The organism is Acinetobacter sp. 25-47-130 (genome assembly GCF_056779705.1).
In genome coordinates this window covers 35493-60296 of sequence record NZ_JBWYII010000013.1, presented here as the reverse complement: position 1 = coordinate 60296, position 24804 = coordinate 35493, and the positions used below count along the sequence as shown (strand labels likewise).

Sequence of the window (24804 nt, the reverse complement as noted above, 5' to 3'; positions counted from 1 at the left end):
TAGGAGCTGGCAGCCCTGAAGGTTATGCAAGCTGCTGTGAAGCTTTGGCTAAGGCGGATGTGCGTGAACAACTCAAACAGATTTCGATTCCAGTATTGATTATTGCAGGTCAACAAGACCCTGTGACCACTGTGGCAGATGGTCAGTTTATGCAAGCCGCGATTGCGGGTAGTCAACTTGTTGAGATTAATACTTCGCACATTTCGAATGTTGAACAACCACAGGCATTTAACCAAGCTGTCGCTGAATTTATTCAGGCTTAAGTTCAGAACAACTCAAGACTAAACTCAGGAACATCACCTGTCACGGGTGACTCATCTTGACGCTTTGCCAGATTGCTCCACCAGTCTGGCTTTTTTTTATGCCCTAGACTTCAATCATTTATTCAGTAAATTTTAAGAAATAAAACCTAATCTCAGCGTAGTTAAATATTAGAACTCATCGTATGCGCTACACATCTATCATTCAGCAATGGAAAAAACCAACGATAAGCCTAGCACTATTCAATTTAGTACTCTCAGTATGGGTTGGCATTGGTTTAAATATTGCGTTCTACAAACAACTTACTTCACTCACACCTTATCAAGGTTACCCAGCAATTCTTTTTTTAATAGGTTCATCTGTCTTAATCACAGCCGCTTATTTTTTTATTTTCAATCTTATTCATTGGAGATTGAACGTAAAGATATTTGCAAGTATCTGGATTGTATTAGGCGGTATATCTGCATATTTTGTAAGTAGTTTAGGCATTATTATTAATGCTGATCAGATTCAAAATATGATGCAAACCAATACGATGGAAGCATTTGATCTGATAAATATAAGATTATTTATTTGGGTTGTATTTTTTATTTTAGCGCCTCTTTTTTTTATTTATTGGGTGAATATCAAAAAATCAACGTTTTCTCATACCCTTTGCAGGAAAATGTTACACAGTGCAATCAGTTTAGTTTTAGTGTTAGGTTGCGCTTATTTATATTATGTTGACTATGCAGCTATTTTTAGAGAAAACAGAGAGTTGAAAGGGATGATCAGTCCTCAAAACGTCGTTGCAGCGTCCTTCAGTTATTATAAACATCTTCAACCTCCCAAAAATACGACTATTCACCCCTACGGACGTGATGCACACCAATTTATTCAAACGGCGACCCATCAAACTCCAAAACTGATGGTTTTAGTGATAGGAGAAACAGCACGTGCAGAAAGTTTTCAGTTGAATGGATATGATCGAGCTACAAATCCAGAATTAAGCAAATTAAATATAATCAATTTTCGTAACGTCAGTTCCTGTGGTACTGCAACGGCGGTATCCGTACCTTGTTTATTTTCTGGTATGACTCGACAAGCATATACAGAAAAAGTCGCAAGACAACGGGAGAACTTACTCGATATTATTCAACGTGCGGGCTACAAAGTAACGTGGATCAATAACAATTCAGGATGCAAAGAGGTTTGTAATCGGGTTGAGCGTTATGAAATTCCCGAATCTATTCATAAGCAATGGTGCGATTCTAAGGGTGAATGTAAAGATGAAATATTGATTGATAGCCTTAATGCCTATATTCAAGCCATTCCCAAAAATGATAAAACGCCAAGACTTATCGTACTCCATCAAATGGGAAGTCACGGCCCAGCTTACTATAAACGGTCCACTCATCAATACACACCCTTTCAGCCGACTTGTAACACCAGCGCAATTCAGGGATGTAGTCAACAAGCTCTGATCAATACTTATGATAATTCAATTGTATATACAGACCATATTCTCGCTTCGACAATCAATTTATTAAACAAACAAACTCAATTTCAATCCGCTTTATGGTATTTATCAGATCATGGTGAATCCACGGGTGAACATGGAATGTATTTACACGGCGCGCCTTATCAAATTGCACCATCACAACAAACTCATGTGCCGATGATCATGTGGTTTTCAACAGCATGGCGAAAACATCAAGCGTCAACTGTACGATGCATTGAATCTCAGAAAAATGATGTACTTAGCCAAGACAATGTCTTTCACACCATGCTAAGTTTATTGAATATTCATACTACAACATTACAACCCGCATTAGACCTCAGCCAACAATGCAAACCTCAATTATAGAACAGAGTCTAATATGAATAAAATCCTGATGATTGAAGATGACTTTATGATTGCAGAGTCATCTCAAAAGTTGCTCCAATATCAATCATTTGAAGTAGTCTGGGTCAATAATGGCATCGATGGCTTAAAACAATTAAATCAACAAGCATTTGATTTAGTGCTGCTCGATCTTGGATTACCTATGATGGATGGCATGCAAGTACTCAAACATCTTCGCTCACTATTTCCTTCAATTCCTGTACTCATTATTTCAGCAAGAGATCAACTTCAGCACCGTATCGATGGATTAAATCAAGGCGCTGATGATTATCTAGTAAAACCATACGAGTTTGAGGAGTTATTAGCGCGTATTCACGCCATACTCAGACGTGCATCTCAACAAAATACCCCCCAGATAAAACAAATTTTAGAATTTGGCGGACTCAAGTTAGATCTTGAACAACATATCGCGAGTTTTGAAAATCAGAAGGTTGAGTTTTCAAACCGTGAGTGGGCTTTATTAATTCCACTCTTAACTTATCCAAATAAGATTTTTTCGAAGTCTAATCTTGAAGAAAAACTGTATGATATTGAAAATGAAATCAGCAGTAATACCATTGAAGTCTATATTCATCGCATACGCTCAAAATTAGGTAAAAATTTTATACGTAATGTGCGAGGATTAGGTTATCGGCTAGGTCAGCCTACACCATAAAACAAGAATTGATACATGACGCAACCCTACTCTTTACAAAAGCAACTTGTTGTATTTACCTCAATTTTTAGTGTGGTGATGGGATGCATATTAGTTTTTTCAGCCTATAGAACAGCTTTAGAGGAAACAAATGAAATACTTGATGCTCAGCTGAAAAATCTGGCAGAGCGCGTTGCAAAATTTAATCCAGATCCTGTAAAGAGTAAATTTTCACATTTAAAACAGTACCATGAAGAAGATTTATTTGTAGATGTTTGGGCCTATGACCAACAATCACATTTACACGAAAAGTTTAAACAGTTGGTTGAGCCAGTTGCTAACTCAGGTTTTTATCATCACACTAATCATTATGGTAAATGGCATACCTATGTGATTCCATTGAAAACTGTTCAAGTCCAAGTGAGCCAACAAGACTCTGTTCGACAAGCTTTAGCCATAGAGCTCGCAATCAATATGTTTTTACCTTACTTAATCATTATGCCCTTCGCGATTTATGGCTTAGGTTTTATGATTAGAAGAAATTTTTCTCCATTTGAACAATTTAAATCCGAATTAAGTACACGCAAACCAAATGAGCTGACCGTAATTGACCCTCAACAGTACCCTATTGAGTTAGTACCCAGCATTCAAGCGATTAATCAATTATTTCAAAGGATCTCTGATGCCCAACAAGAACAAAAACAATTTATTGCAGACGCCGCTCACGAATTAAGAACACCAATTACAGCATTAAATCTTCAAACTAAAATTTTACTCAAAGAGCTCCCCCATCACGAATCGTTAATCAAAATGAATAATGGTTTACATCGAACTCAGCATTTGGTCGGACAGCTTTTAAATCTCGCTCAACAAGATTCATTGAATGCCAGTAACGAGAAAAAAATGAGTATTCGGTTAGATGAACGTGCTTATCAATCTATTGAACAATTGATTCATTTAGCCTTAGCCAAAGAAATCGATTTAGGTATGGAACGTTATGAACACGTTCAAATTATAAATTATTCATCTGCTATAGATTCAATATTAACCAACTTAATAGAGAATGCGATTAAATACACGCCTCCCAATGGCATCATTAATGTTTCGACATTTCAAGAGAATGATATTGCGATCATTCAAGTCGAAGATAGTGGCCCAGGAATTTCAGCAGATCTCTATGAACGTATTAAAAAAAGATTTTATCGAGTTGAGCAACATCAAGAAATTGGTAGTGGCTTAGGTTTATCAATTGTTGAAAAAGCGGTAGAACGTATGGGGGGTAATCTTATCTTTGATCGCAGCCCTCAATTAGGTGGTTTATTGGTGAGAGTGGAAATTAAACTACATTAATTGCTTAGGCTAATTTAACCTTTTCTTTTAGACTAAATATTACGACATTGAACATCCAAATCAGCCAACCAGTCCAAAGATTATGACTCAAAAAATGTGCACCTCTAAGCATTTGTGTCCATCCCATAAGCATTCCCAAGAGAATTGCACTCAATAAGTAAAATTGAGCTAATTTGCTTTTTTTGCTCCTGAACACAAAATACCCACTCAATAATGCAAAACCTGCAGAAGCATGACCTCCAGGAAAACAATGCCCAACTTTACTACTGAGACTCCAGACAACTGTCATTCCCTGAGGTTGAGCTGCATCCCACGGACACATCAAGTTCGACTGTGATTTGAACAACGCTATTAAAATAATTGAAATTAAAGCAACTGCAAAAATTGTGATGTAATTTTTAGAGGTTTCCAAACGTTGATTTCTCGATTTGGGATGAGCAACCATGACTGCAGATATCAGCATACTGCAGTACATCGCGATTAGCACATATTTAACCCATTCATGCCCGACTACACTTGGCCAAAATGCATCTTTTAAATAGAACACTCCTTTTGAATTTAAGCCTAATTGAATCAATTTCATGTCGACTGCACCATGCACTGGAAATAGATTGACCAAAATGAAATAGCTCAAGATTAAGGCGATACATTGCTTGCGATAGAAAAAACTCATACGAATACATCGAATAAAAATGTATTTAAATCAATCAGGCTTAAAATTTTCTGAACGATTTGACATCAAATAGACTTTTATACTGCATAACGATATGCTTAAACCAACCTGAGTTGGGTTTAAAAAATAAAAAAGTGTTAAGGATAACCACGATGCAAACTCAAGAATTACTCATTCCGAATGGTAGCTATCAAATCCAAGCGGATTTATATATGCCAGAGCCGATCACAAAAGATTCTAGTATCATCATTATGGCTCATGGCTTAGGTGGAGAAAAAAGCTGTGGCTTAAACTCTTTCGCTGAAGCTTATGCAGAATTGGGATATAACTTATGCGTATTTGATCATTCTGGTTTTGGATTAAGCAGTGGTCCTGTTCAGCATCTTGTCGATAAAAATAGTCAACTTCAGGATTGGAACGTCGTTATCGACTATATTCAATCCCGATTCTATATCCCGAAAAAAAATATCATTTTATGGGGGTATTCTTTCAGTGGTGCGCATGTTCTAACATTAGCAAGTGAACACACCTTTAAAGCAGTGATCTCTAATTTTCCACACGTTGATGGTTTAGCGAGCTTGACACTGTATCCGAAAAAATATTTATTGCCTGCAACCATGATTGCATTACAAGATTTAGCCCTAGCAAAAATAGGTAGAGTCAAAACCATGCCTGTAGTTGCAAAAGATCGGTTTGCCATTTTGGCGGGTGAAGATTGCTATGATGCATATTATCGACTGATCCCAGACGGGATACATTGGAAAAATGCTGTACCAGCTCGAATCGTTGCAACCATTGGTTTATACCGACCAACAATGATCGTACATAAAATTCAATGCCCTGTTTTTGTGTCAGGTGCGGAACTAGATTCACTTATTCCTATCAAAGCAACACGTAAACTCGCACAAAAACTAAAACAAGGTGAATATCGTGAGTTCGTCTGCGGTCACTTCGATCTATTCCATTCGCCCGTTTTTGATCAACTCATCACAGCGCATCAACATTTTTTGGAAAAACTAAAATAAACTTTTAAAGTTGGTAGTTATATCCCTTACTGCTTAAGTAAAATTCACTGATGAAATGGCATTCTTTTAGAATGTCATCAGTGACTTGTTGATGCTGATAATAGCTGTGTTTCATTAATGCAAAAACCATTTCAACCAGATACACCGCTTCCTCTTTTCTATTCAATTTTAGCGGATGTACTTTCTGCTCAAATACCGCTTGTAAATCATGAGCAATCTTCTCAATCACGATTTCCTGTAAATTAAAACCATCAACATGTACTGGCCCACCCAAAATCAAAATACTTGCAGCAGGATTTGAATTGTAGAACTCAGCCACCTTAGAAATTAGATCAAAACAAATATCACGTGTTGACCAAGTTTGATAGCACTCATTTTTAAACAAAACATAGGCCTGCAGTTCATCTAAATAACGTTTCACCAATATGCTGAACAAATGATTAACTGTTGGAAAGTATTGATAAATCGTAATCTTAGGAAGATCGGACTGTGCTGCAATTTCGGGAATAGTACAGTAATTGATGCCTTGTTCTTCTAATATTTTCTTCGTTGTTTCTAATACAAGTTCTAACCTTGCTTTACTTCTTTTTTGTACAGGAAGCTTAATTTCATCAAAAAGCATTTAAACAAATCCCCTGTCTTGCTGTTTAAAAATAAATCGATTATAGTCATAAAACCAACTATAGTTGGTTATGAATAAAAAGAACATCATTCAAGGATATGAATATGAACACAGTCTGTATCATTGGTGCAGGTCCGTCAGGAATTACGGCTGCTAAAAATTGTCAACAAAATGGTATTGCATACGATATCTTCGAGAAGAATGACAAAGTCGGTGGGAATTGGGTGTTTAATTCTAAAACTGGTCATTCTTCAGTCTATGAGAATACACACATTATTAGCTCGCGTACAATGTCTGAATATGAAGATTATCCAATGCCAGACAGTTACCCTGATTATCCACGACATGATCATTTGCAGCAGTATTTTGAAAATTATGCCAAACATTTTGGTGTATATGACAAGATTAAATTTCATCACACGATTCACCATATTCATAAAAATGAAAATAAAAAATGGGTGGTGGATTACACCGATGATCAAGGTAAAGAACAACAGAAAATATATGACTATTTAATGGTTGCAAATGGTCATCACTGGAAACCGAAATACCCTGAGTATGGAGGTGAATTTACTGGCAAGTGGATGCATTCACATGATTTTAAAGGTGTAAATGACGACTGGCGTGGAAAGAAAATTTTAGTCATTGGTGCAGGTAATTCAGGCTGTGATGTTGCCGTAGAATCAGCACGTGTCTCAAAAGATGTGTATATATCGATGCGCAGTCCACAATGGTTTGTTCCAAAATTTATGTTTGGACATCCCGCAGACATACTCGTCAAGTCAATGGAAAAACTTCCGCCCAAAATGCGCCAAAAAATTCTGACCAAATTGGTAAAAGCATTCAGTGGAAATTACGCAGATTTTGGCTTGCCTGTAAATGACAAACCGATGCTGACACAACATCCAACGGCGAACTCTGACTTCATTGACTATGTGCGTCACGGTAAAATCAAACCAAAACCAGCGATCAAGCGTCTCAATGGTAAAATTGTAGAATTCGTCGATGGTACTCAACAAGAGTTTGATATTATTTGTTGTTGTACTGGTTTCTGGACCGTCTTCCCTTTCTTCGATAAAGATTTTATAGATTTCCAACATGCTGAAAAATTACCGCTTTACCGTAAAATGATGCATGCAGAACATGACAATCTTTATTTCATTGGTTTATTCCAGCCACTAGGTTGTATTTGGCCAATTTCAGATCATCAAGCCAATTTGGCATGTCAGGAAATCTTAGGAAAATATAAACGTCCTGCTGATATGAAAAAAGCGATTCAGCATGAGTTAGATCATCCACATTACAACTTTGAAGGCGGTCAACGTCATGCAGCAGAGGTTGACTATAATGACTTCCGCGCTGAACTCGTGTCAGACCTTAAAACTGCTGGTGTCATCATTCCAGAGCGTAAACCTTTGGTTTCAATCCGTAAATTAGTTGGTTCTTTACTGACTGCATAATTTAGTGTATTTCTAGGTCATCAGTGAGTGTTACGTTAATCGTGAGCACTCACCTTACATAAATATAATCAACTCAAAATAAAAACTTAAATGATCAATAGCAGGAGCTTTGCATGCACGGACGTATGATGTTTCAACCTTTATTAATCAGCAGTTTACTAGAACATGCTGCTGAATTTCATAAAGACACCCTGATCGTTTCAAAAAACACCGATGGCTCACTTTACGAAACCAATTGGGGCGATGTATCGGATAATGCTAAACGTGGTGCAAAGGCATTAAATGAACTTAAACTCATTCACGGCGATTGTATTGCAACATTAGCTTGGAACAATCATCGTCATTTAGAGGCTTGGTATGCTATTTCTGGTAGTGGCTTAATCTGTCACACCATTAACCCAAGATTATTTCCAGAACAACTGATTTTCATTATTAATGATGCACAAGATAAAGCGATTATTTTTGATAAAACGTTCCTACCTTTGATTACAGGAATAAAAGCACATATTCCACTGGTGCAACATTTCATCTGCTTAGATGCACCTGATGAAAAGATTCGTCAAGCCTTACCCGAAGTCTTGTTCTACGATGATTTAATTGCGGGTCAAACTGCAGAATATACATGGCCTGAATTTGATGAAACCACTGCTAGTTCACTATGTTATACCTCTGGAACAACAGGCAATCCTAAAGGTGCTCTCTATTCTCATCGCTCAACTGTTCTTCACAGTTCAGCGGCCAGCTTACCTGACTCACTCAATCTGTCAGCCAAAGACACTATTTTACCTGTAGTTCCGATGTTTCACGTTCATGCATGGGGAACACCTTATGCCGCAGCGATGGTAGGTGCTTCAATTATATTACCAGGGCCGGGTCTTGATGGTGAGAGTCTAGTTAAACTCATTGATCAATATGAAGTGACTGTTGCACTTGGTGTTCCTACCATTTGGCAAAGCTTGTTGGTCGCTGCAAAAGCAATGAACAGTTCACTGACCTCTTTAAAACGTAATGTGATTGGTGGCTCGGCTTGCCCACCTAGCATGTTAGCCACATTCCGTGATGTATATGATTGTGAAACCATTCATGCATGGGGGATGACTGAAGCTAGTCCACTTGGCACTGCCAATCAATTCAAAGCTAAACATAAACAACTTTCTCAGGATCAACAAGCAAAACTACGTCTTTCCCAAGGTCGCCCGCCGTTTGGAGTCAGGATTCGTTTAGTGTCTGAAGAAAGAGGAACCGATCTTGTTCCACATGATGGTGAGACTATTGGTAATTTACAAATCAAAGGACATTGGATTGTTGACAAATACTTTGGTCAGTCCGACTCACCATTGACCAGTGATGGATGGTTTGATACTGGAGATATTGCGTCTATAGATGCTGATGGCTATCTGCATATTAGTGATCGTGCCAAAGACTTGATTAAATCTGGTGGAGAATGGATCTCTTCTGTAGAGCTTGAAAATATCGCAATGGGTCACCCAGAAATTGCGATGGCTGCGGTCATCGCAGCACAACATCCAAAGTGGGATGAAAGACCTGTCTTAATCGCCGTTAAACATCCTAATAGCCAAATCACTGAACAACAACTCATTGATTACTATGCTGATAAAATTGCAAAATGGCAAACTCCAGATAAAGTGATTTTTGTCGATGCCATACCGCTTAGCGGCACTGGAAAAATGCTAAAAAGAAAACTTCGCGAAGAATATGGACATGTATTAATGTGAGTTCAGGTTAATTTCTCAACTCACTCATACTAACTAAATAAAGCTGTAACTGTACATCAGTTACAGCTTTATATTTAAGCCACTACGAATAATTAAATTAGCAGTATCACGACCTGACAGATATGCACCATGCACAGTGCCTGCATAATCGGTATGACAATGTTCACCTGCAAAATATACTTGCGCTGGATGCTCTTTTTTAAAGATCTCTACATCATCTTTAGTATGTTCAACTTTTGGAAAACTAAATGAACCTAAACTAAACGGATCACTCCCCCAGCGGGTAATTATGATGTTCTGAATTTCATTGGAGTGCATGCAAATCTTCAATATTTTCTTGATATATTCATGCACCTGTTGCTCCGTTGCTTGATCAACCCATTCTGACTTTGTACCTCCCACGAGAAGTAGATAAGTCGGTTTATTATATAAACGACTAAAATCTAAAATACTATACAGCTCACGCTCATCCCAAAAAAATGCCGTATTGTATTTAAGTGCATTCCCATTAAATTCTAGAGCTTTTGAAAATTGTATAAATATTTTATTGAAAGATCCAAAACCCAGCTTTTGAATCGATCGGACTAATCCACTAGGCAAAGGCGGCTCAAACTTAATTTTATCTTGCTTTAAAATACCGAGTGGAACTGTCACCACAACTTGAGAACCTATGTAAAGCTGTCCACATGCTGTTTTTATCTGCACTTGATGAGAGTCATGATCGATTTCAACAATATCTGCATTCGTATGAATCTCTAAATCAGTAGCCAGAACTTTAACAATCTGTTCATAACCTTTTGGAAATATCACTTCATCGCCTGAGAAGTAGCCTTCAAAATCCATAAAATTATGGGCTAATTGCTCTAAATCAGTCGCAAAAGGATCATTGGCAAGCCTTGAGTAATACTGCTTAATTTTGTGTGTGATGACGTCTCGATCAAAATAATGAAGTTGAAAACGTATCGTTCCTAAAACATTCTCAAGTTGCTCAAAAGCGGAGATATCCTGCTCTTTTGATTTATTTTGAAAAACCTTCTGAACATCACGAAGGCATTTTTCAAATTCTAAGCTCTCTTGTTCAGTAAATGGCTGACCATTGGCATGAAAATAATCCATTTGATCATAATTAAAAACTTGAGTATTGATCTGATTGGACTCTGCAATTTTCCATATCGGATTATTATCAATACCATGTATCCATGATGCACCAAGGTCAAAACAATGACCATCAATGTTTTGTGTATGTATTCTCCCACCTATACGATCACGTGCTTCTAAAACAACAACATTAAATCCTGCTGATTTTAAATGCTGAGCACAACTTAATCCTGCAACACCAGCGCCGATAATATAAATAGGATGATTAAAGTCGTTCATTCATTTTTTTATTAGAAAAAATTCGCTTAAAGATATCGCGTTCAAAACTGTGAAAATAGTCGTGTGATGTAATAAATTTAAAATGATTGGTAACTTAAGAAGAGTTAAAAATTGTTTTAATCGAATAAATCACAAATAAAACGGCCATGAAGACCGTTTTTTTTAGAATGCTTTGATTTTCTCGTTAATCTGCTGAGATATCTTCAAATAAAACTGAAGATAAATAGCGCTCTCCAGCATCAGGTAAAATCACCACTATGGTTTTACCGGCATTTTCAGGACGTTGAGCAAGTTCATGAGCGGCCGCTAATGCTGCACCACTTGAAATCCCCACAAAAATTCCTTCTTTGATTGCAGATTGACGAGCAAAATCAATTGCAGTTTGATTTTCAATCGCGATAACTTCATCCACCAAATCTAAATCTAGGTTCTTAGGAATAAAGTTTGCACCAATGCCTTGGATTTTATGTGGTCCTGGAGTCAGTGTTTCGCCACGCTTCGCTTGTCCAATAATTGGTGAGTCTGCTGGTTCAACTGCAACTGAGTAAAGGGCTTGATTTTTAACTTTCTCAAAATAACGCGAAATACCAGAGATCGTACCTCCCGTACCTACACCAGCCACTAAAATATCAACCTTACCACCCGTTGCTTCAAAAATTTCAGGTCCAGTTGTAGTTTCATGAATGGCAGGATTTGCTGGGTTTTCAAATTGCTGAGGTAAATAATAAAGCTCTGGGTTCTCAGCAACTAAACGTTCTGCTTCTTGAACAGCACCATTCATCCCTTTAGCAGGATCGGTTAATACTAAATGAGCACCCAATGCTTTGAGTACTTTACGGCGCTCGATACTCATACTTGCAGGCATGGTCAGTGTGATGTCATAACCTTTAGCAGCAGCAACAAAAGCTAGCGCAATCCCTGTATTACCACTCGTCGGTTCAACAATATGCATGCCTGCTTTAAGCACACCACGTTGTTCTGCATCTGCAATCAAAGCTGCACCAACACGGCATTTTACTGAAAATGCTGGGTTACGTGCTTCCACTTTAGCAAGAACTGTAGCCCCACCCTGTATCACACGATTAATGCGAATAAGCGGTGTATTACCAATCGCTTCAGCGTTATTACTGTATACCGCGATTCCACGATTAGAAGTTTGTGGAAATTGAGTCTCTGTGGTCATGAACAATCCTTATATTCATAAAACAATACTTTTATCATAATCCTTTTTCATTTTAGATATATAACCATTTGTACGATTTTCATATAAAATAAAATGAATAGGTTATTCTAAATATGAAATTATCACTTTACTGCTTTTAATCCATAAAAATTAGACATTTGACAAAAAGTTCTTAAATTTTGATAACCAGCCTGAAGGTATAGATTCTTAATCTCTTTCACCGTCATTAAATTAAAGTCATCATGTATTCTTTCCAACATGACCTGACTTTGTTTTTCACTTAATCCTATTTTTGTCACCAAATTTTTTAATACTAACTGATCATTTGGTTCTTCGAATTGCATCAGATCGAAACTCAGAACCACACCATCTTGTTTCAAAGCATGGTAAATATCACCTAAAAAACTCTTTTTGCATGCATGTGAAACAAAATGAAAAACCAAAATACTCAATACTGCATCAAAATTTTCAGAATATTTCTGGAGCACCGTCGTGTCACCTTGCAGAATTATGACTCGGTGCATTTGCTGCTTAAACTGAACGATCTGTTTTGTTTTTTCAAGCATCGCTGCCGATGGATCAAACACAACAAACTCCGCCTTTGGAAAATGATCTAATAAATAATTCAGTTCAAATCCAGTTCCGCACCCGACAATGGCAATTTTAGCCTCTTCTTTGAGATGAGTTTCAAGCAGTGCCAGTATATGTAGATGCATCAGTTCATATCCTGGTATGAGCTGCCTGATATGTTCATCATAGTTTTCTACAATTTTTGGGTGATCAAAATTCTTTGCCATATCGCTCTTCGACTATTTTTAAAATTAAGCCGAACTTAGTGAACTAAGTTCGGCTTTGTTGTTTTTCTAGCTTGAAGTTAAAAATATTACTCAATGACGATTAAGCACTCTCATCAAAAATATTGAGGTGCTCACGCATATATTCTTGGAGTTTAAACTTCTGGGCCTTACCAGAAGCAGTCATTGGGAACTCTTTAAGAAAATGTACATATCGTGGCACTTTATTATGTGAGATATTGGCTTTGCAGTAATCTTTGATCACTTGTTCAGAACATTCATGTCCTTCATGCAAAATAATACAAGCACATAACTCTTCGCCATATTTCGGGTCAGGAAGTCCAATCACTTGGACATCGCTAACAGCCGGATGTTTATATAAGAAGTCTTCAATCTCTTTAGGGAATAAATTCTCCCCCCCACGAATCACGACATCTTTAATGCGACCTTTGATTTTGATAAATCCTTCATCATCCATTTCAGCGATATCACCGGTATGCATCCATTTTGCGACATCTACGACTTCTCGGGTTTTTTCTTCTTCATCCCAATAGCCCAGCATGACTGAGTATCCTCGTACACACAACTCTCCGAGTTTGCCACGAGGCACTACTTTACCGTGTTCATCGACTATTTTAATTTCGATATGTGGATGAACTCGACCAACAGTGCTCACTCGTTGTTCTAGCGAATCTGTGATCGAACTTTGTGCGCTTACTGGTGCTGTTTCAGTCATGCCATAACAAATCGTGATATCTCGCATATGCATACGCTCAATGACGCGCTTCATGATTTCTTTTGGACATGGACTGCCAGCCATGATGCCTGTACGTAATGTGGTCAAATCAAATTCGTCAAATTGCTCATGATCAAGCATGGCAATAAACATGGTAGGCACACCATATGCCGCAGTACATTTCTCTTGTTCAATCGCTTTAAGACTATCAAGAGGATTAAATACAGCTGATGGATAGATCATGGTTGATCCATGTGTAATACAGGCGAGATTACCCATCACCATACCAAAGCAATGAAATAACGGTACAGAAATACAAACTCGATCTTGAGAAGTCAGTTTGATTGCCTCTCCCACAAAATACCCGTTATTCAGAATATTATTGTGTGTCAGCATGGTCCCTTTGGGGCTACCTGTCGTTCCGGAGGTAAACTGGATATTGATGGTTTCATCGAATTGAAGACCAGATGCTATCTCATTAAGTTGATCTAACTGCTCTGAAGTCGGTTCAGCCAATAAATCACTAAAGCGATAAAACCCAGTATGTTGTTGATCATCTATTTTGATCAAATACTTTAAATGCGGTAATTTTTCAGCATTTAAAACGCCATTGGTCGTATGCAAAATTTCTGGTGCAATTTGCGTCAAAATTTCTAGATAATTGGTCGTCTTAAAGGTCGATGCAATGATCAATCCTTTGCAAGATACTCGATTGAGTACGTATTCTAGCTCGTAGCTTTTATACGCAGGATTTAAGTTGACCAAAATAATTCCAGCCTTGAAGGCTGCAAATTGTGCGATCGTCCATTCCACACAATTAGGGGACCAAATCGCTAGACGATCTCCCTTTTCTAAACCGATTTTTAATAAACTACATGCAAAAGCATTTACTTTCTCTTGTAACTGCTGATAGGTCAAACGTACATTTTGATGCACACTGACCACAGCATCCTGATCGGCATATTGTAGGCATGCTTGATCAAATTTATGGCCTATGGTCATACCCAATAAGGGTTGCTCACTGGTGCCATAGGCATAACTGAGTCGTAATTGCGTCATTGAATCATACTCCTTGATTCTATTTTCTTATATCAATCCAATATTTCGTTATTAATTACGCGATTACTCGTTTAAACATGACATCCTTTTGTGTGAATTAAATTAATTTTCCTCCTTTGCCTTAACTGCATTGACACAAAAGTCTGCAATTTGCTTAACGAAATAACCTTTATAACCGTCATCAAACATCACATTACGCGATGGATTTAAAGGTTCAATCACAACGAATGTCATCGCACCAACCACGCATAATGCAGCTGTATTTAAATCTTCAAATTCGAACTCACCATTGACCTTTCCTTCGGCAAGAATCTCCTTAATGGATTGTTTTATCAGTTGCTTACTTCTAAAACGTTCATGTTCAATCGTTGGGTCTACGGGCTCAAACATGAGTGAATATGCAAGTTGAGGGCTATTCAAAGCACGTTTTACGAAAGCAGTGACGGCCTTTGTCAACTTCTCAGTCGAAGTCCAATCATTTTTTGCAATCTGATTCAGAATATCGACCTCACCTTTGATGGCCTGTGAAAGCACTTCAATCAAAATCTGATTTTTGTTCTCAAAATAGCGATAGACCAAACCACTCGAGACACCAGATTTTTCTGCAATCGCTTGCACTTGTGCATCTTTAAAACCACCACCCGCAATAAGTTCGCGCGCGGATTGCAGTATCGATTGACGATTTTGCTCCATACGCTCTTGCATCAAAGTGGATCTTTTATAACTCATAATTGTTCACCCAATCAACTAAAATGAATTATAAATCATTTTCTGAATCTATATTCACTTTTTAAAAAAATAACTGTATTGTATTTCTCAAGCAAGGACAAAATGCTTCACTGGAAATAAAAATTAAATTTTAGGATGAATGAAAATGAATTTACAGAGTATCGACTTTGGACTAGACGAAACACTAATCGCTTTACGTGATTCTGTAGCTGCATTCTGTGCAAAGGAAATCGCACCTATTGCTCAACAAGTTGATCAAGACAACTTATTTCCAGCTCACTTATGGAAAAAATTTGGTGATATGGGGTTACTTGGACTTACCGTGAGTGAAGAATACGGTGGTGTCAATCTGGGTTATTTGGCTCATATCATTGTCATGCAGGAAATTTCACGAGCATCTGCTTCCATTGGACTTTCATACGGGGCACATTCAAATCTTTGTGTGAATCAAATTAACCGTAATGGTAGCGAAGAACAAAAACAAAAATATCTTCCTAAATTAATTTCTGGCGAATATGTCGGTGCTTTGGCAATGTCTGAACCAAATGCGGGTTCAGATGTCGTTAGTATGAAATTACGTGCTGAAGAGCATGGTGATCACTTTGTACTTAATGGCTCAAAAATGTGGATTACCAATGGTGGAGATGCTGACGTGCTGGTGGTTTACGCCAAAACTGACATCAATGCTGGTGCCAAAGGCATGACTGCTTTCATTATTGAAAAAGGCATGGAAGGCTTTAGTCATGGGAGTCACTTAGACAAACTCGGAATGCGTGGTTCAAATACTTATCCCCTGTTCTTTGACAATGTCAAAGTGCCTAAAGAAAACGTGATGGGTGGTGTGGGTAACGGGACAAAAGTGCTCATGAGTGGATTGGATTACGAGCGTGCAGTTCTCAGTGGTGGACCACTAGGCATTATGGATGCATGTTTAGATGTGGTCATCCCATACATTCATGAACGTAAGCAATTCGGTCAATGTTTAGGTGAATTCCAACTCATGCAAGGCAAAATTGCGGATATGTATTCTACATGGTTGGCAAGCAAGGCTTTGGTTTATGCCGTGGGTGCAGCATGTGATAAAGCTGATCATGATCGTGGTTTACGTAAAGATGCAGCAAGTGCCATTCTCTACTCAGCTGAAAAAGCAACCTGGATGGCTGGTGAAGCAATTCAAACCCTTGGGGGCAATGGTTATATCAATGATTACAGCGCAGGTCGATTGTGGCGTGATGCCAAACTCTATGAAATCGGTGCAGGAACTTCTGAAATTCGACGCATGTTAATTGGTCGTGAGTTATTCAACGAAACCAAATAATTCAAGTTAATACAAGGAAGTCATTGATGAACGAAATTAAAAGCAAAATCAATCCACGTAGTGAAGAGTTTAAAATCAATCAAGCTGCAATGCTTGAATTGGTCGCAGATTTAAAAAAACAAGCTCAAACCATTGCCTTAGGTGGTGGAGAAAAAGCACGTCAGAAGCATTTAGCACGTGGAAAACTATTACCGCGTGAGCGCATTGACCAACTCATTGATGCAGGAACTGCCTTTCTTGAAATTGGTCAACTCGCTGCTTATCAAGTTTATGCTGACGATGTACCAGCCGCAGGTGTGGTTGCAGGTATTGGTCAAGTGCATGGTGTGACATGCATGATCGTTGCCAATGATGCAACAGTTAAAGGAGGTACATATTATCCTTTAACTGTAAAAAAACATTTACGTGCGCAAGAAATTGCTGAACAAAATCATCTTCCTTGTATTTATATGGTCGACTCGGGCGGTGCATTTCTGCCAATGCAGGATGAAGTATTCCCTGATCGCGATCATTTTGGACGAATTTTTTACAACCAAGCACGCATGTCGAGTAAAGGTATTGCACAAATAGCCGTGGTTATGGGGAGTTGTACTGCGGGTGGCGCATATGTCCCTGCCATGTCCGATGAAACAATTATTGTCCGCAATCAAGGTACGATTTTCCTCGGTGGTCCACCTTTGGTAAAAGCTGCAACAGGTGAAGTGGTGACTGCTGAAGACCTTGGTGGTGGCGATGTTCATACCCGTTTATCTGGTGTCGCAGATCATCTAGCAGAAAGTGATGAACATGCGATTCAAATTGCACGCAATATTGTTCAAAACCTAAATATCGAACCGAAAGCATTTAAGACAGAAATTGAAGAACCACTTTATAGTGCTGAGGAACTCTATGGTGTCATTCCGAGTGACTCACGCAAGCCCTTTGACATCCGTGAAGTGATTGCACGTATCGTGGACGGTTCAAGACTTGATGAGTTTAAAGCTCGTTTTGGTACAACCTTAATTACAGGTTTTGCATCTATCTACGGCATGAAGGTCGGAATCATTGCCAATAACGGAATTTTATTTTCAGAGTCTGCACAGAAAGGCGCGCATTTCATCGAATTATGTACGCAACGCAATATTCCACTGCTCTTTATCCAAAACATCACAGGCTTCATGGTCGGTCGCCAATATGAAAATGAAGGTATTGCCAAAAATGGAGCCAAATTGGTCATGGCAGTAGCGACCGCAAATGTTCCTAAAATCACCTTGGTGATCGGTGGTTCTTTTGGTGCAGGCAACTATGGAATGTGCGGTCGAGCATATTCTCCTCGCTTCTTATGGACTTGGCCGAATTCACGTATTTCCGTGATGGGCGGTGAACAAGCTGCTAGTGTTCTCTCCACGATTAAGCGTGATCAAATTGAGCAACGTGGTGAAACTTGGTCAGCTGAAGAAGAAGATCAATTCAAACAACCTTATCGTGATCAATTTGAAAAGCAAGGACATCCTTATTATGCATCTGCACGTTTATGGGATGACGGTGTGATTGATCCAGCAGAATCACGTCATGTCTTAGGTCTGAGTTTGGCTGCTGCATTGAATGCACCCATTGAACCAACTCAGTTCGGCGTGTTCCGCATGTAAGGAGAAAATGACATGATTTATGAATTTTTACAGCTTGAAATTGAACGCCAAGTTGCGACCGTATGGATTAATCGTGCTGAATTACACAACGCATTCAATACACAAGTGATAGAAGAGCTGAATCACTGTTTCACAACTTTAAATGCTAATGATGACGTTCGTGTTGTCGTTTTGGCAGGTCGTGGTAAAAGCTTTTCTGCAGGTGCGGACCTTAATTGGATGAAACAAGCAGGTCAAGCATCAAAAGTGGAAAATGAAGAGGATGCTTTGAAACTTGCCAAAATGTTACAAAGTTTAGCCACGCTGAAACAACCGACTATCGCACGTGTCCATGGTATTGCATTTGGCGGCGGCATGGGGCTTGCTTCAGCATGCGATATTTGTGTGGCTACCACTGATGCTAAGTTTGCCACTTCAGAAGTGAGATTAGGTTTAGCACCTTCAACGATTAGTCCATACGTGATCCGTGCGATCGGTGCTCGTCAAGCATCTCGATACTTTCTCACGGCTGAACGTATTTCTGCAGAGCAAGCAAAGCATATTGGTCTCGTCCATGAAGTTTGTCAGCCAGAACAGTTGGATGCCACCGTATCGCAAATCATTGCTGCAATTTTGCTTGGTGGTCCTGAAGCTCAAGCTGCATCAAAGTCTTTGATTCGTTTAGTTGATCATCAAGAAGTCACAGAAGATTTACTGATTCAAACCGCCCAACACATTGCGCACGTACGTCAAGGTGATGAAGCCAAAAATGGCTTAACTGCTTTTTTAAATAAACAAAGCCCAGCATGGATTCAAGCAACGGCAGAACAATAAAAAGGAATTCAATATGTTTAAAAAAATTCTCATTGCAAACCGTGGCGAAATTGCATGTCGTGTGATTCGTAGTGCACAAAAATTAGGTATCGCAACGGTTGCAGTCTACTCAGATGCAGATGCCCAAGCGCAGCATGTCAAATTAGCAGATGAAGCTATTTATATTGGTGAATCCCCTGCTGCACAAAGTTATTTACAAGCAGATCGTATTATTCAAGCTGCACTTAAAACAGGAGCTGAAGCCATCCATCCAGGTTATGGTTTCCTATCTGAAAATGATCAATTTGCGGAAGCTTGTGAAAAAAACAACATCACCTTTATAGGGCCTCCAGTGGCTGCCATCTTAGCCATGGGTTTAAAGGCAACATCTAAAGCATTGATGGAAAAAGCAGGTGTACCTCTCACACCCGGGTATCATGGTAGCAATCAAGATGCAGATTTCTTAAAACAACAAGCTGATCAGATTGGCTATCCTGTACTGATTAAAGCCAGTGCAGGTGGTGGTGGTAAAGGCATGCGCTTAGTTGAGCGTGCTGAAGACTTTCTTCCTGCACTGAACTCATGCAAAAGTGAAGCGAAATCAAGCTTTGGCAATGATGACGTTCTAATTGAACGTTATGTTGTCAATCCTCGTCATATTGAAGTGCAAGTTTTTGGTGACAAACATGGCAATTATGTTCACCTCTTTGAACGTGATTGCTCTGTGCAGCGCCGTCACCAAAAAGTCCTAGAGGAAGCCCCAGCCCCTAAAATGGCCGAAGTTAAACTCGAAGCGATGCGTGAAGCTGCGATTAATGCTGCCCGAGCAGTAGACTATGTCGGTGCTGGAACGGTTGAGTTCATTGTTGAGCAAGATGGTACAGCTTATTTTATGGAAATGAACACTCGCCTCCAAGTTGAACACCCTGTGACGGAAATGATCACAGGACAAGATTTGGTTGAATGGCAATTACGTGTTGCTTATGGTGAACCTTTGCCAAGACAACAGTCTGAATTAAAAATTCATGGCCATGCACTTGAAGCTCGTGTTTATGCAGAAGAGCCAGAGAAAGGATTTCTCCCAGCAATTGGAAAAATTAATTATCTTCATTATCCGACTCAAAATGAATGTGTCCGTGTTGATAGTGGCATTGTGCAAGGTGATGAGATCACAACGTTCTATGATCCAATGATTGCTAAACTCATCGTATGGGGAGAAAATCGTGAAGCAGCACTCGTCCAGATGCATCATGCTTTGAGCCACTTTCATGTCGAAGGCTTAGGCAACAATATTGCATTTTTAGATCGCTTAGTGGCATGTGACTCTTTCAAAAATGCCAATCTTGATACTAATTTAATTCAGCGTGAAGATGAGTTCCTATTTAAAACCACGACTCCTTCTTCGGCTGAAACAATTGTCACAGCAGCATTTATTGAACTGCATTCTCAGTTAAATGAATCCAAGCGTACAAGCCATCCAGTTTGGAAAGCAAAACCCATTTGGAGAAATAATGTTGATGCACGTACACCAATAAAACTAGAACATCTAGGACAAACGTATCAAGTTGAATTTATCTCATCTTCGCAAGGATTCGAAGCACAGCTTGATGGCGAAAGCTACGCTATCTCAGGTCAGTTGCTCAATGAAAATCTCATGGCAATCTATACCTCTTTTGGTCAAGAGAAAATCAGTTTTAAAAAAACCAATGATGCGGTCACCCTCTTTAAAAATGGGCAGACTTTTAAATTTGAACTCATCAAAGCTAATTTTAATACAGATGATCAATCCTCATCTGACTCAAATCTAAAAGCACCAATGCCGGGTGCAGTGACACAAGTATTTGTTTCAGCAAATCAACGTGTAAAAAAAGATGAAGTGTTATTAACGTTAGAAGCAATGAAAATGGAATACGCTATACGTGCACCATTTGATGGTGTCGTAGTCGCAGCTTATTTCCAACAAGGTGATCAAGTGAAAGCTGGTGATGAGCTGGTTGAGTTTCAAGCTGCTGAGGAGAATGCGGCATGATGAAAACAACCAATCAAACCACACCAAATCACGATAATTTTGTGAAAATCGTTGAAGTTGGACCTCGTGACGGTCTTCAGAATGAAAAAACACCCTTAACATTCGAAGACAGACGCAATCTTATTCTTGATTTGATGAAAACTGGTTTGAAGAATATCGAAGTCGGTTCTTGTGTATCTGCAAAGTGGGTACCTCAAATGGCAGAAAGTGATCAACTCTATGCCAGCCTACCACATGATGAAGATATCCAGTTCAGCTTACTCACACCAAACCTTAAGGGATTTGAGTCAGCTTTAGCTGTAGGTTGTAAAGAAGTTGCGGTTTTCACCGCTGCTTCTGAAAGTTTCACTCAAAAGAATATAAATTGTTCAATTGAGGAAAGTTTTGAGAAGTTTGCTGATGTATTACAGCTTGCTCAACAACATGATATTAAAGTACGCGGATACGTTTCATGTATCGTCGACTGCCCTTATGAAGGTCCAATTGATCCATCTAAGGTTGCTGAAGTCAGTGCAAAGTTAATTGATCTAGGTTGCTACGAAGTATCCTTGGGTGAAACCATCGGCACAGCTACACCTGATCGAGTTGCCAAAGTTTGGAATGCATGTTTGGAACGAATTGAACCACAACTTTTAGCTGGTCATTTTCACAATACCTACGGCATGGCAATTGCCAATATCTATCAATCACTGACACAAGGCATCCGCATATTTGACTCATCGATTGCAGGACTTGGCGGTTGTCCTTATGCCAAAGGTGCTTCGGGTAATGTATCGACTGAAGACTTATTTTATCTCTTGTCCAATATGGGCTATGAGACTGGCATTGACCTAGATGCCCTGATGCTTGCGAGTCGTAACATTAGTCAAGTTTTGCAACGAAATAATCCATCTAACTATGCCAATGCGTATTGGCAAAAAAAATGTGCTTAGTACGTATCAGCATTATGAAATGATGAAGATCAGAAGCTGATTCAGGATGAACAAAATAAAAATACAATGAGGTGTTCAATGACGAACAAAGTATATGAAAGTGCTGAAAGTGCACTGAACGATATCATTCAAGATGGTCAAACCTTAGCTGTTGGCGGTTTTGGCTTATGTGGTATTCCTGAGGCTTTGATTGCTGCCCTGAAACAAACAGGAGCTAAAGAGCTGACTTGTATTTCAAACAATGCAGGTGTAGATGGTTTTGGTTTGGGATTACTACTCGAAACAAAACAAATTAAAAAAATGATCTCGTCCTATGTCGGAGAAAATAAAGAATTTGAGCGACAATACTTAAATGGTGAACTTGAAGTCGAGCTAACCCCTCAAGGCACTTTGGCTGAAAAACTCCGTGCTGGTGGAGCTGGGATTCCTGCATTTTTTACCCAAACAGGCGTAGGTACGTTGATTGCAGAAGGTAAAGAAGTACGTGAGTTCAATGGTAAAGAATATATTTTAGAACCCTCTTTAACTGCAGATATCGCTTTGGTCAAAGCGTATAAAGCAGATAAGGCAGGTAACCTAATCTTTAGGAAAACAGCTCAAAATTTTAATCCCGTTTGTGCGATGGCTGGGAAAATCACAGTCGCTGAAGTTGAGGAAATTGTAGAGATCGGTGAGCTCGATCCCGATTCGATACATTTGCCCGGCATTTATGTAAATCGTATCGTTCTTAACACTACACCAGAAAAAAGAATCGAACAAATGACCTTAAAGGCGGAGGCATAAGTTATGGCATGGACGCGTAATGAAATGGCACAACGAGCTGCCTTGGAACTCGAAGATGGATTTTATGTTAATTTAGGGATTGGATTGCCTACATTGGTTGCGAACTATATTCCTGAAAATATCAATGTTTGGCTCCAATCTGAAAATGGTTTGCTGGGAATTGGCGAATTTCCAACAAAAGAAACCGTAGATGCTGACCTGATTAATGCGGGTAAGCAAACTGTTACGGCGCGAGCAGGCGCTGCATTTTTTTCCAGTGCTGATTCATTTGCCATGATCCGTGGTGGGCACGTGAATATAGCTATACTTGGCGCTATGGAAGTCTCTGAGCAAGGTGATCTTGCGAATTGGATGATTCCAGGGAAAAAAGTCAAAGGTATGGGTGGAGCAATGGATTTGGTGGCTGGCGTACAAAAAGTCGTCGTGCTAATGGAACATTGTGCCAAAGATGGCACCCCAAAAATTGTTCCGCAATGTTCACTGCCCCTTACAGGTAAAGCAGTCGTTCATCGCGTGATTACAGATCTAGGGGTTTTGGATATCACGCCTCAAGGGGTAAAACTGATAGAACTGGCTCATGACGTCAACTTTGATGAGATACAGAAAGTGACTGGAGTTCCCCTAATTCAATCGCAATAAGATCGCTAAAAAAACCACGCCTAAGCGTGGTTTTTTTAGAAAGCATTCATTAAAGAGACGCCAATACCCGCATAGGTAGCACGATGATTATAATCAATCAAACTCTCACCATACCCATCGAATAATTGAAAATGACCTCTAAGTTTGCCACTGATTGGAAATGCCCAATCAAATTGAACAGCTCCTCGAGAATCATCCCCACCCTTAAGTGAATGTCTTAACATCAAACTAAAATCATGATCATTCCAACGGTAAAAAGTCGTTAAATCACCACGACCAATATAGTTTTTAATGTCAGGATTGTTATCATCATTGAAATCTTCTTCGATTCGATACCAAGGTCGAATCATCATAGCGAAATTATCACGCTCAAATCCTAAGTTCAGCATCACACGGTTCCAACTACGTGATAAAGGATCCGAACGTCCATTTGATTGATGATTCAGCGTTAAACCGAGTAAGCGACCATTTAAACCTAAAAATTCATAGTTGGTTCTAAACACAATACTTGCTTCAGGTTCATAATTCGTTTCACGAAATGGTCGTGATTCTTCAGAGTTGTAAACCTGCCAACGAGAGGACTGGGTATAACCCAACCAAATATCGCCATTATTCCCGATTAAGTTTTCAACAGCTTTAGTTTTGAGTGAAATTTGAAACTTGGACTCTAAAGACTTTAAATTTTGATCATCTTCTACGGTGTTTTGAGGATTTGGGCTCGATGGAAATTCGTTCTTATCAGACGTCCAAAATGCAGGAAGTAAATATACAGGTTGATGTGCGCGTATATTCCATGTACCTAATTTACTGTCTTCAGCCAATTCCCATCGTTTATCAAGCAACGATGAATTCGGTGTAATTACAGGACCTTCCACCGAAAACAAGTTTTCAACTTTTTGTTCGATTTTAGACTTTAAATCCTGTGGTTCAACCTGCGGTGCTGGTATTTCACGCGCAGCCTGACGCTCAGAAACATAAGCAGGTTGCTCAAGTTCAGGGGCTTTGAACAATGCATCATAACAGGCTAAACGCTCTGCATTTGAATCAAGTGCAACGCACGCTTGTGGTGACGCTGGATTCGCTGGTACCACATCTGTTGCCCAAACTGTCTGTATAGGCAAACACATAAACGACGACACACCCAACCATATTGGTGAAC

At 39.1% G+C, this 24804-nt stretch carries 22 protein-coding genes; 14 read left to right on the top strand and 8 right to left on the bottom strand.

Going from position 1 to position 24804, the window contains the following annotated elements:
* From AC1M83_RS13425 to AC1M83_RS13410, 4 genes are all read left to right on the top strand, one after another.
* A partial coding sequence (locus AC1M83_RS13425; RefSeq protein ID WP_481590885.1) for an alpha/beta hydrolase occupies positions 1–263 on the top strand: 263 nt, incomplete at its 5' end.
* 182 nt (positions 264–445) lie between these two features.
* Positions 446–2107 (top strand): phosphoethanolamine transferase, encoded by a 1662-nt coding sequence (locus AC1M83_RS13420; RefSeq protein ID WP_481590884.1) that lies wholly within the window; start codon positions 446–448, stop codon positions 2105–2107.
* A 13-nt stretch (positions 2108–2120) separates the two neighbouring features.
* The gene (locus AC1M83_RS13415; protein WP_481590883.1) at positions 2121–2801 is read left to right on the top strand and encodes a response regulator transcription factor; all 681 of its coding nucleotides are present in this window, start codon (positions 2121–2123) and stop codon (positions 2799–2801) included.
* Positions 2802–2816: 15 nt separating this feature from the next.
* The gene (locus AC1M83_RS13410) at positions 2817–4130 is read left to right on the top strand and encodes an ATP-binding protein (protein WP_481590882.1); all 1314 of its coding nucleotides are present in this window, start codon (positions 2817–2819) and stop codon (positions 4128–4130) included.
* Between the two features lie 4 nt (positions 4131–4134).
* On the opposite strand, the gene AC1M83_RS13405 is transcribed toward AC1M83_RS13410, so the two are convergent.
* Positions 4135–4803 carry a phosphatase PAP2 family protein gene (locus tag AC1M83_RS13405; RefSeq protein WP_481590881.1) on the bottom strand — a complete coding sequence of 223 codons (669 nt, stop codon included), beginning with the start codon at positions 4801–4803 and terminating at the stop codon, positions 4135–4137.
* Positions 4804–4955: 152 nt separating this feature from the next.
* Here AC1M83_RS13405 and AC1M83_RS13400 point away from each other — a divergent pair, with 152 nt between their 5' ends.
* The gene (locus AC1M83_RS13400) at positions 4956–5828 is read left to right on the top strand and encodes an alpha/beta hydrolase (protein ID WP_481590880.1); all 873 of its coding nucleotides are present in this window, start codon (positions 4956–4958) and stop codon (positions 5826–5828) included.
* Positions 5829–5832: 4 nt separating this feature from the next.
* Here the strand turns inward: AC1M83_RS13400 and AC1M83_RS13395 are convergent, their stop codons facing one another.
* On the bottom strand, positions 5833–6450 hold the full coding sequence (locus tag AC1M83_RS13395; protein ID WP_481590879.1) for a TetR/AcrR family transcriptional regulator: 618 nt from the start codon (positions 6448–6450) through the stop codon (positions 5833–5835).
* A gap of 104 nt (positions 6451–6554) precedes the next feature.
* On the opposite strand from AC1M83_RS13395, the gene AC1M83_RS13390 reads away from it, so the two are divergent.
* Positions 6555–7910, top strand: a complete 1356-nt coding sequence (locus tag AC1M83_RS13390; RefSeq protein WP_481590878.1) for a flavin-containing monooxygenase — start codon at positions 6555–6557, stop codon at positions 7908–7910.
* A gap of 113 nt (positions 7911–8023) precedes the next feature.
* Positions 8024–9646 (top strand): long-chain-fatty-acid--CoA ligase, encoded by a 1623-nt coding sequence (locus AC1M83_RS13385; protein WP_481590877.1) that lies wholly within the window; start codon positions 8024–8026, stop codon positions 9644–9646.
* Between the two features lie 60 nt (positions 9647–9706).
* On the opposite strand, the gene AC1M83_RS13380 is transcribed toward AC1M83_RS13385, so the two are convergent.
* The 5 genes from AC1M83_RS13380 to AC1M83_RS13360 form a co-directional block, all read right to left on the bottom strand.
* Positions 9707–11023 (bottom strand): flavin monoamine oxidase family protein, encoded by a 1317-nt coding sequence (locus AC1M83_RS13380; RefSeq protein ID WP_481590876.1) that lies wholly within the window; start codon positions 11021–11023, stop codon positions 9707–9709.
* A gap of 184 nt (positions 11024–11207) precedes the next feature.
* The gene (cysK, locus tag AC1M83_RS13375; RefSeq protein ID WP_035266629.1) at positions 11208–12206 is read right to left on the bottom strand and encodes a cysteine synthase A; all 999 of its coding nucleotides are present in this window, start codon (positions 12204–12206) and stop codon (positions 11208–11210) included.
* Positions 12207–12328: 122 nt separating this feature from the next.
* On the bottom strand, positions 12329–13003 hold the full coding sequence (locus AC1M83_RS13370) for a class I SAM-dependent methyltransferase (protein WP_481590875.1): 675 nt from the start codon (positions 13001–13003) through the stop codon (positions 12329–12331).
* A 100-nt stretch (positions 13004–13103) separates the two neighbouring features.
* Positions 13104–14795 carry an AMP-binding protein gene (locus AC1M83_RS13365; RefSeq protein ID WP_481590874.1) on the bottom strand — a complete coding sequence of 564 codons (1692 nt, stop codon included), beginning with the start codon at positions 14793–14795 and terminating at the stop codon, positions 13104–13106.
* 102 nt (positions 14796–14897) lie between these two features.
* Positions 14898–15524 (bottom strand): TetR/AcrR family transcriptional regulator, encoded by a 627-nt coding sequence (locus AC1M83_RS13360; RefSeq protein WP_481590873.1) that lies wholly within the window; start codon positions 15522–15524, stop codon positions 14898–14900.
* 145 nt (positions 15525–15669) lie between these two features.
* On the opposite strand from AC1M83_RS13360, the gene AC1M83_RS13355 reads away from it, so the two are divergent.
* The 7 genes from AC1M83_RS13355 to AC1M83_RS13325 all read left to right on the top strand — a co-directional run bounded on the left by AC1M83_RS13355 (position 15670) and on the right by AC1M83_RS13325 (position 23645).
* Complete coding sequence (locus tag AC1M83_RS13355) at positions 15670–16842, top strand: isovaleryl-CoA dehydrogenase (protein ID WP_481590872.1); 1173 nt, start codon at positions 15670–15672, stop codon at positions 16840–16842.
* A gap of 26 nt (positions 16843–16868) precedes the next feature.
* Positions 16869–18470: a carboxyl transferase domain-containing protein gene (locus AC1M83_RS13350; RefSeq protein ID WP_481590871.1), complete on the top strand. Its 1602-nt coding sequence runs from the start codon at positions 16869–16871 to the stop codon at positions 18468–18470.
* Positions 18471–18482: 12 nt separating this feature from the next.
* Positions 18483–19283: an enoyl-CoA hydratase/isomerase family protein gene (locus AC1M83_RS13345; RefSeq protein ID WP_481590870.1), complete on the top strand. Its 801-nt coding sequence runs from the start codon at positions 18483–18485 to the stop codon at positions 19281–19283.
* Between the two features lie 13 nt (positions 19284–19296).
* The gene (locus tag AC1M83_RS13340; RefSeq protein ID WP_481590869.1) at positions 19297–21291 is read left to right on the top strand and encodes an acetyl/propionyl/methylcrotonyl-CoA carboxylase subunit alpha; all 1995 of its coding nucleotides are present in this window, start codon (positions 19297–19299) and stop codon (positions 21289–21291) included.
* The gene (locus AC1M83_RS13335) at positions 21291–22223 is read left to right on the top strand and encodes a hydroxymethylglutaryl-CoA lyase (protein ID WP_481590887.1); all 933 of its coding nucleotides are present in this window, start codon (positions 21291–21293) and stop codon (positions 22221–22223) included. Before AC1M83_RS13340 ends, AC1M83_RS13335 begins: the two co-directional genes overlap by 1 nt.
* Before the next feature lie 78 nt (positions 22224–22301).
* Positions 22302–23006: a CoA transferase subunit A gene (locus AC1M83_RS13330; protein WP_481590868.1), complete on the top strand. Its 705-nt coding sequence runs from the start codon at positions 22302–22304 to the stop codon at positions 23004–23006.
* Positions 23007–23009: 3 nt separating this feature from the next.
* Complete coding sequence (locus AC1M83_RS13325) at positions 23010–23645, top strand: CoA transferase subunit B (RefSeq protein ID WP_092768415.1); 636 nt, start codon at positions 23010–23012, stop codon at positions 23643–23645.
* Between the two features lie 35 nt (positions 23646–23680).
* Here AC1M83_RS13325 and AC1M83_RS13320 read toward each other — a convergent pair whose 3' ends face one another.
* Positions 23681–24772, bottom strand: a complete 1092-nt coding sequence (locus AC1M83_RS13320; RefSeq protein ID WP_228143132.1) for a phospholipase A — start codon at positions 24770–24772, stop codon at positions 23681–23683.
* Between the last annotated feature and the right edge of the window lie 32 nt (positions 24773–24804).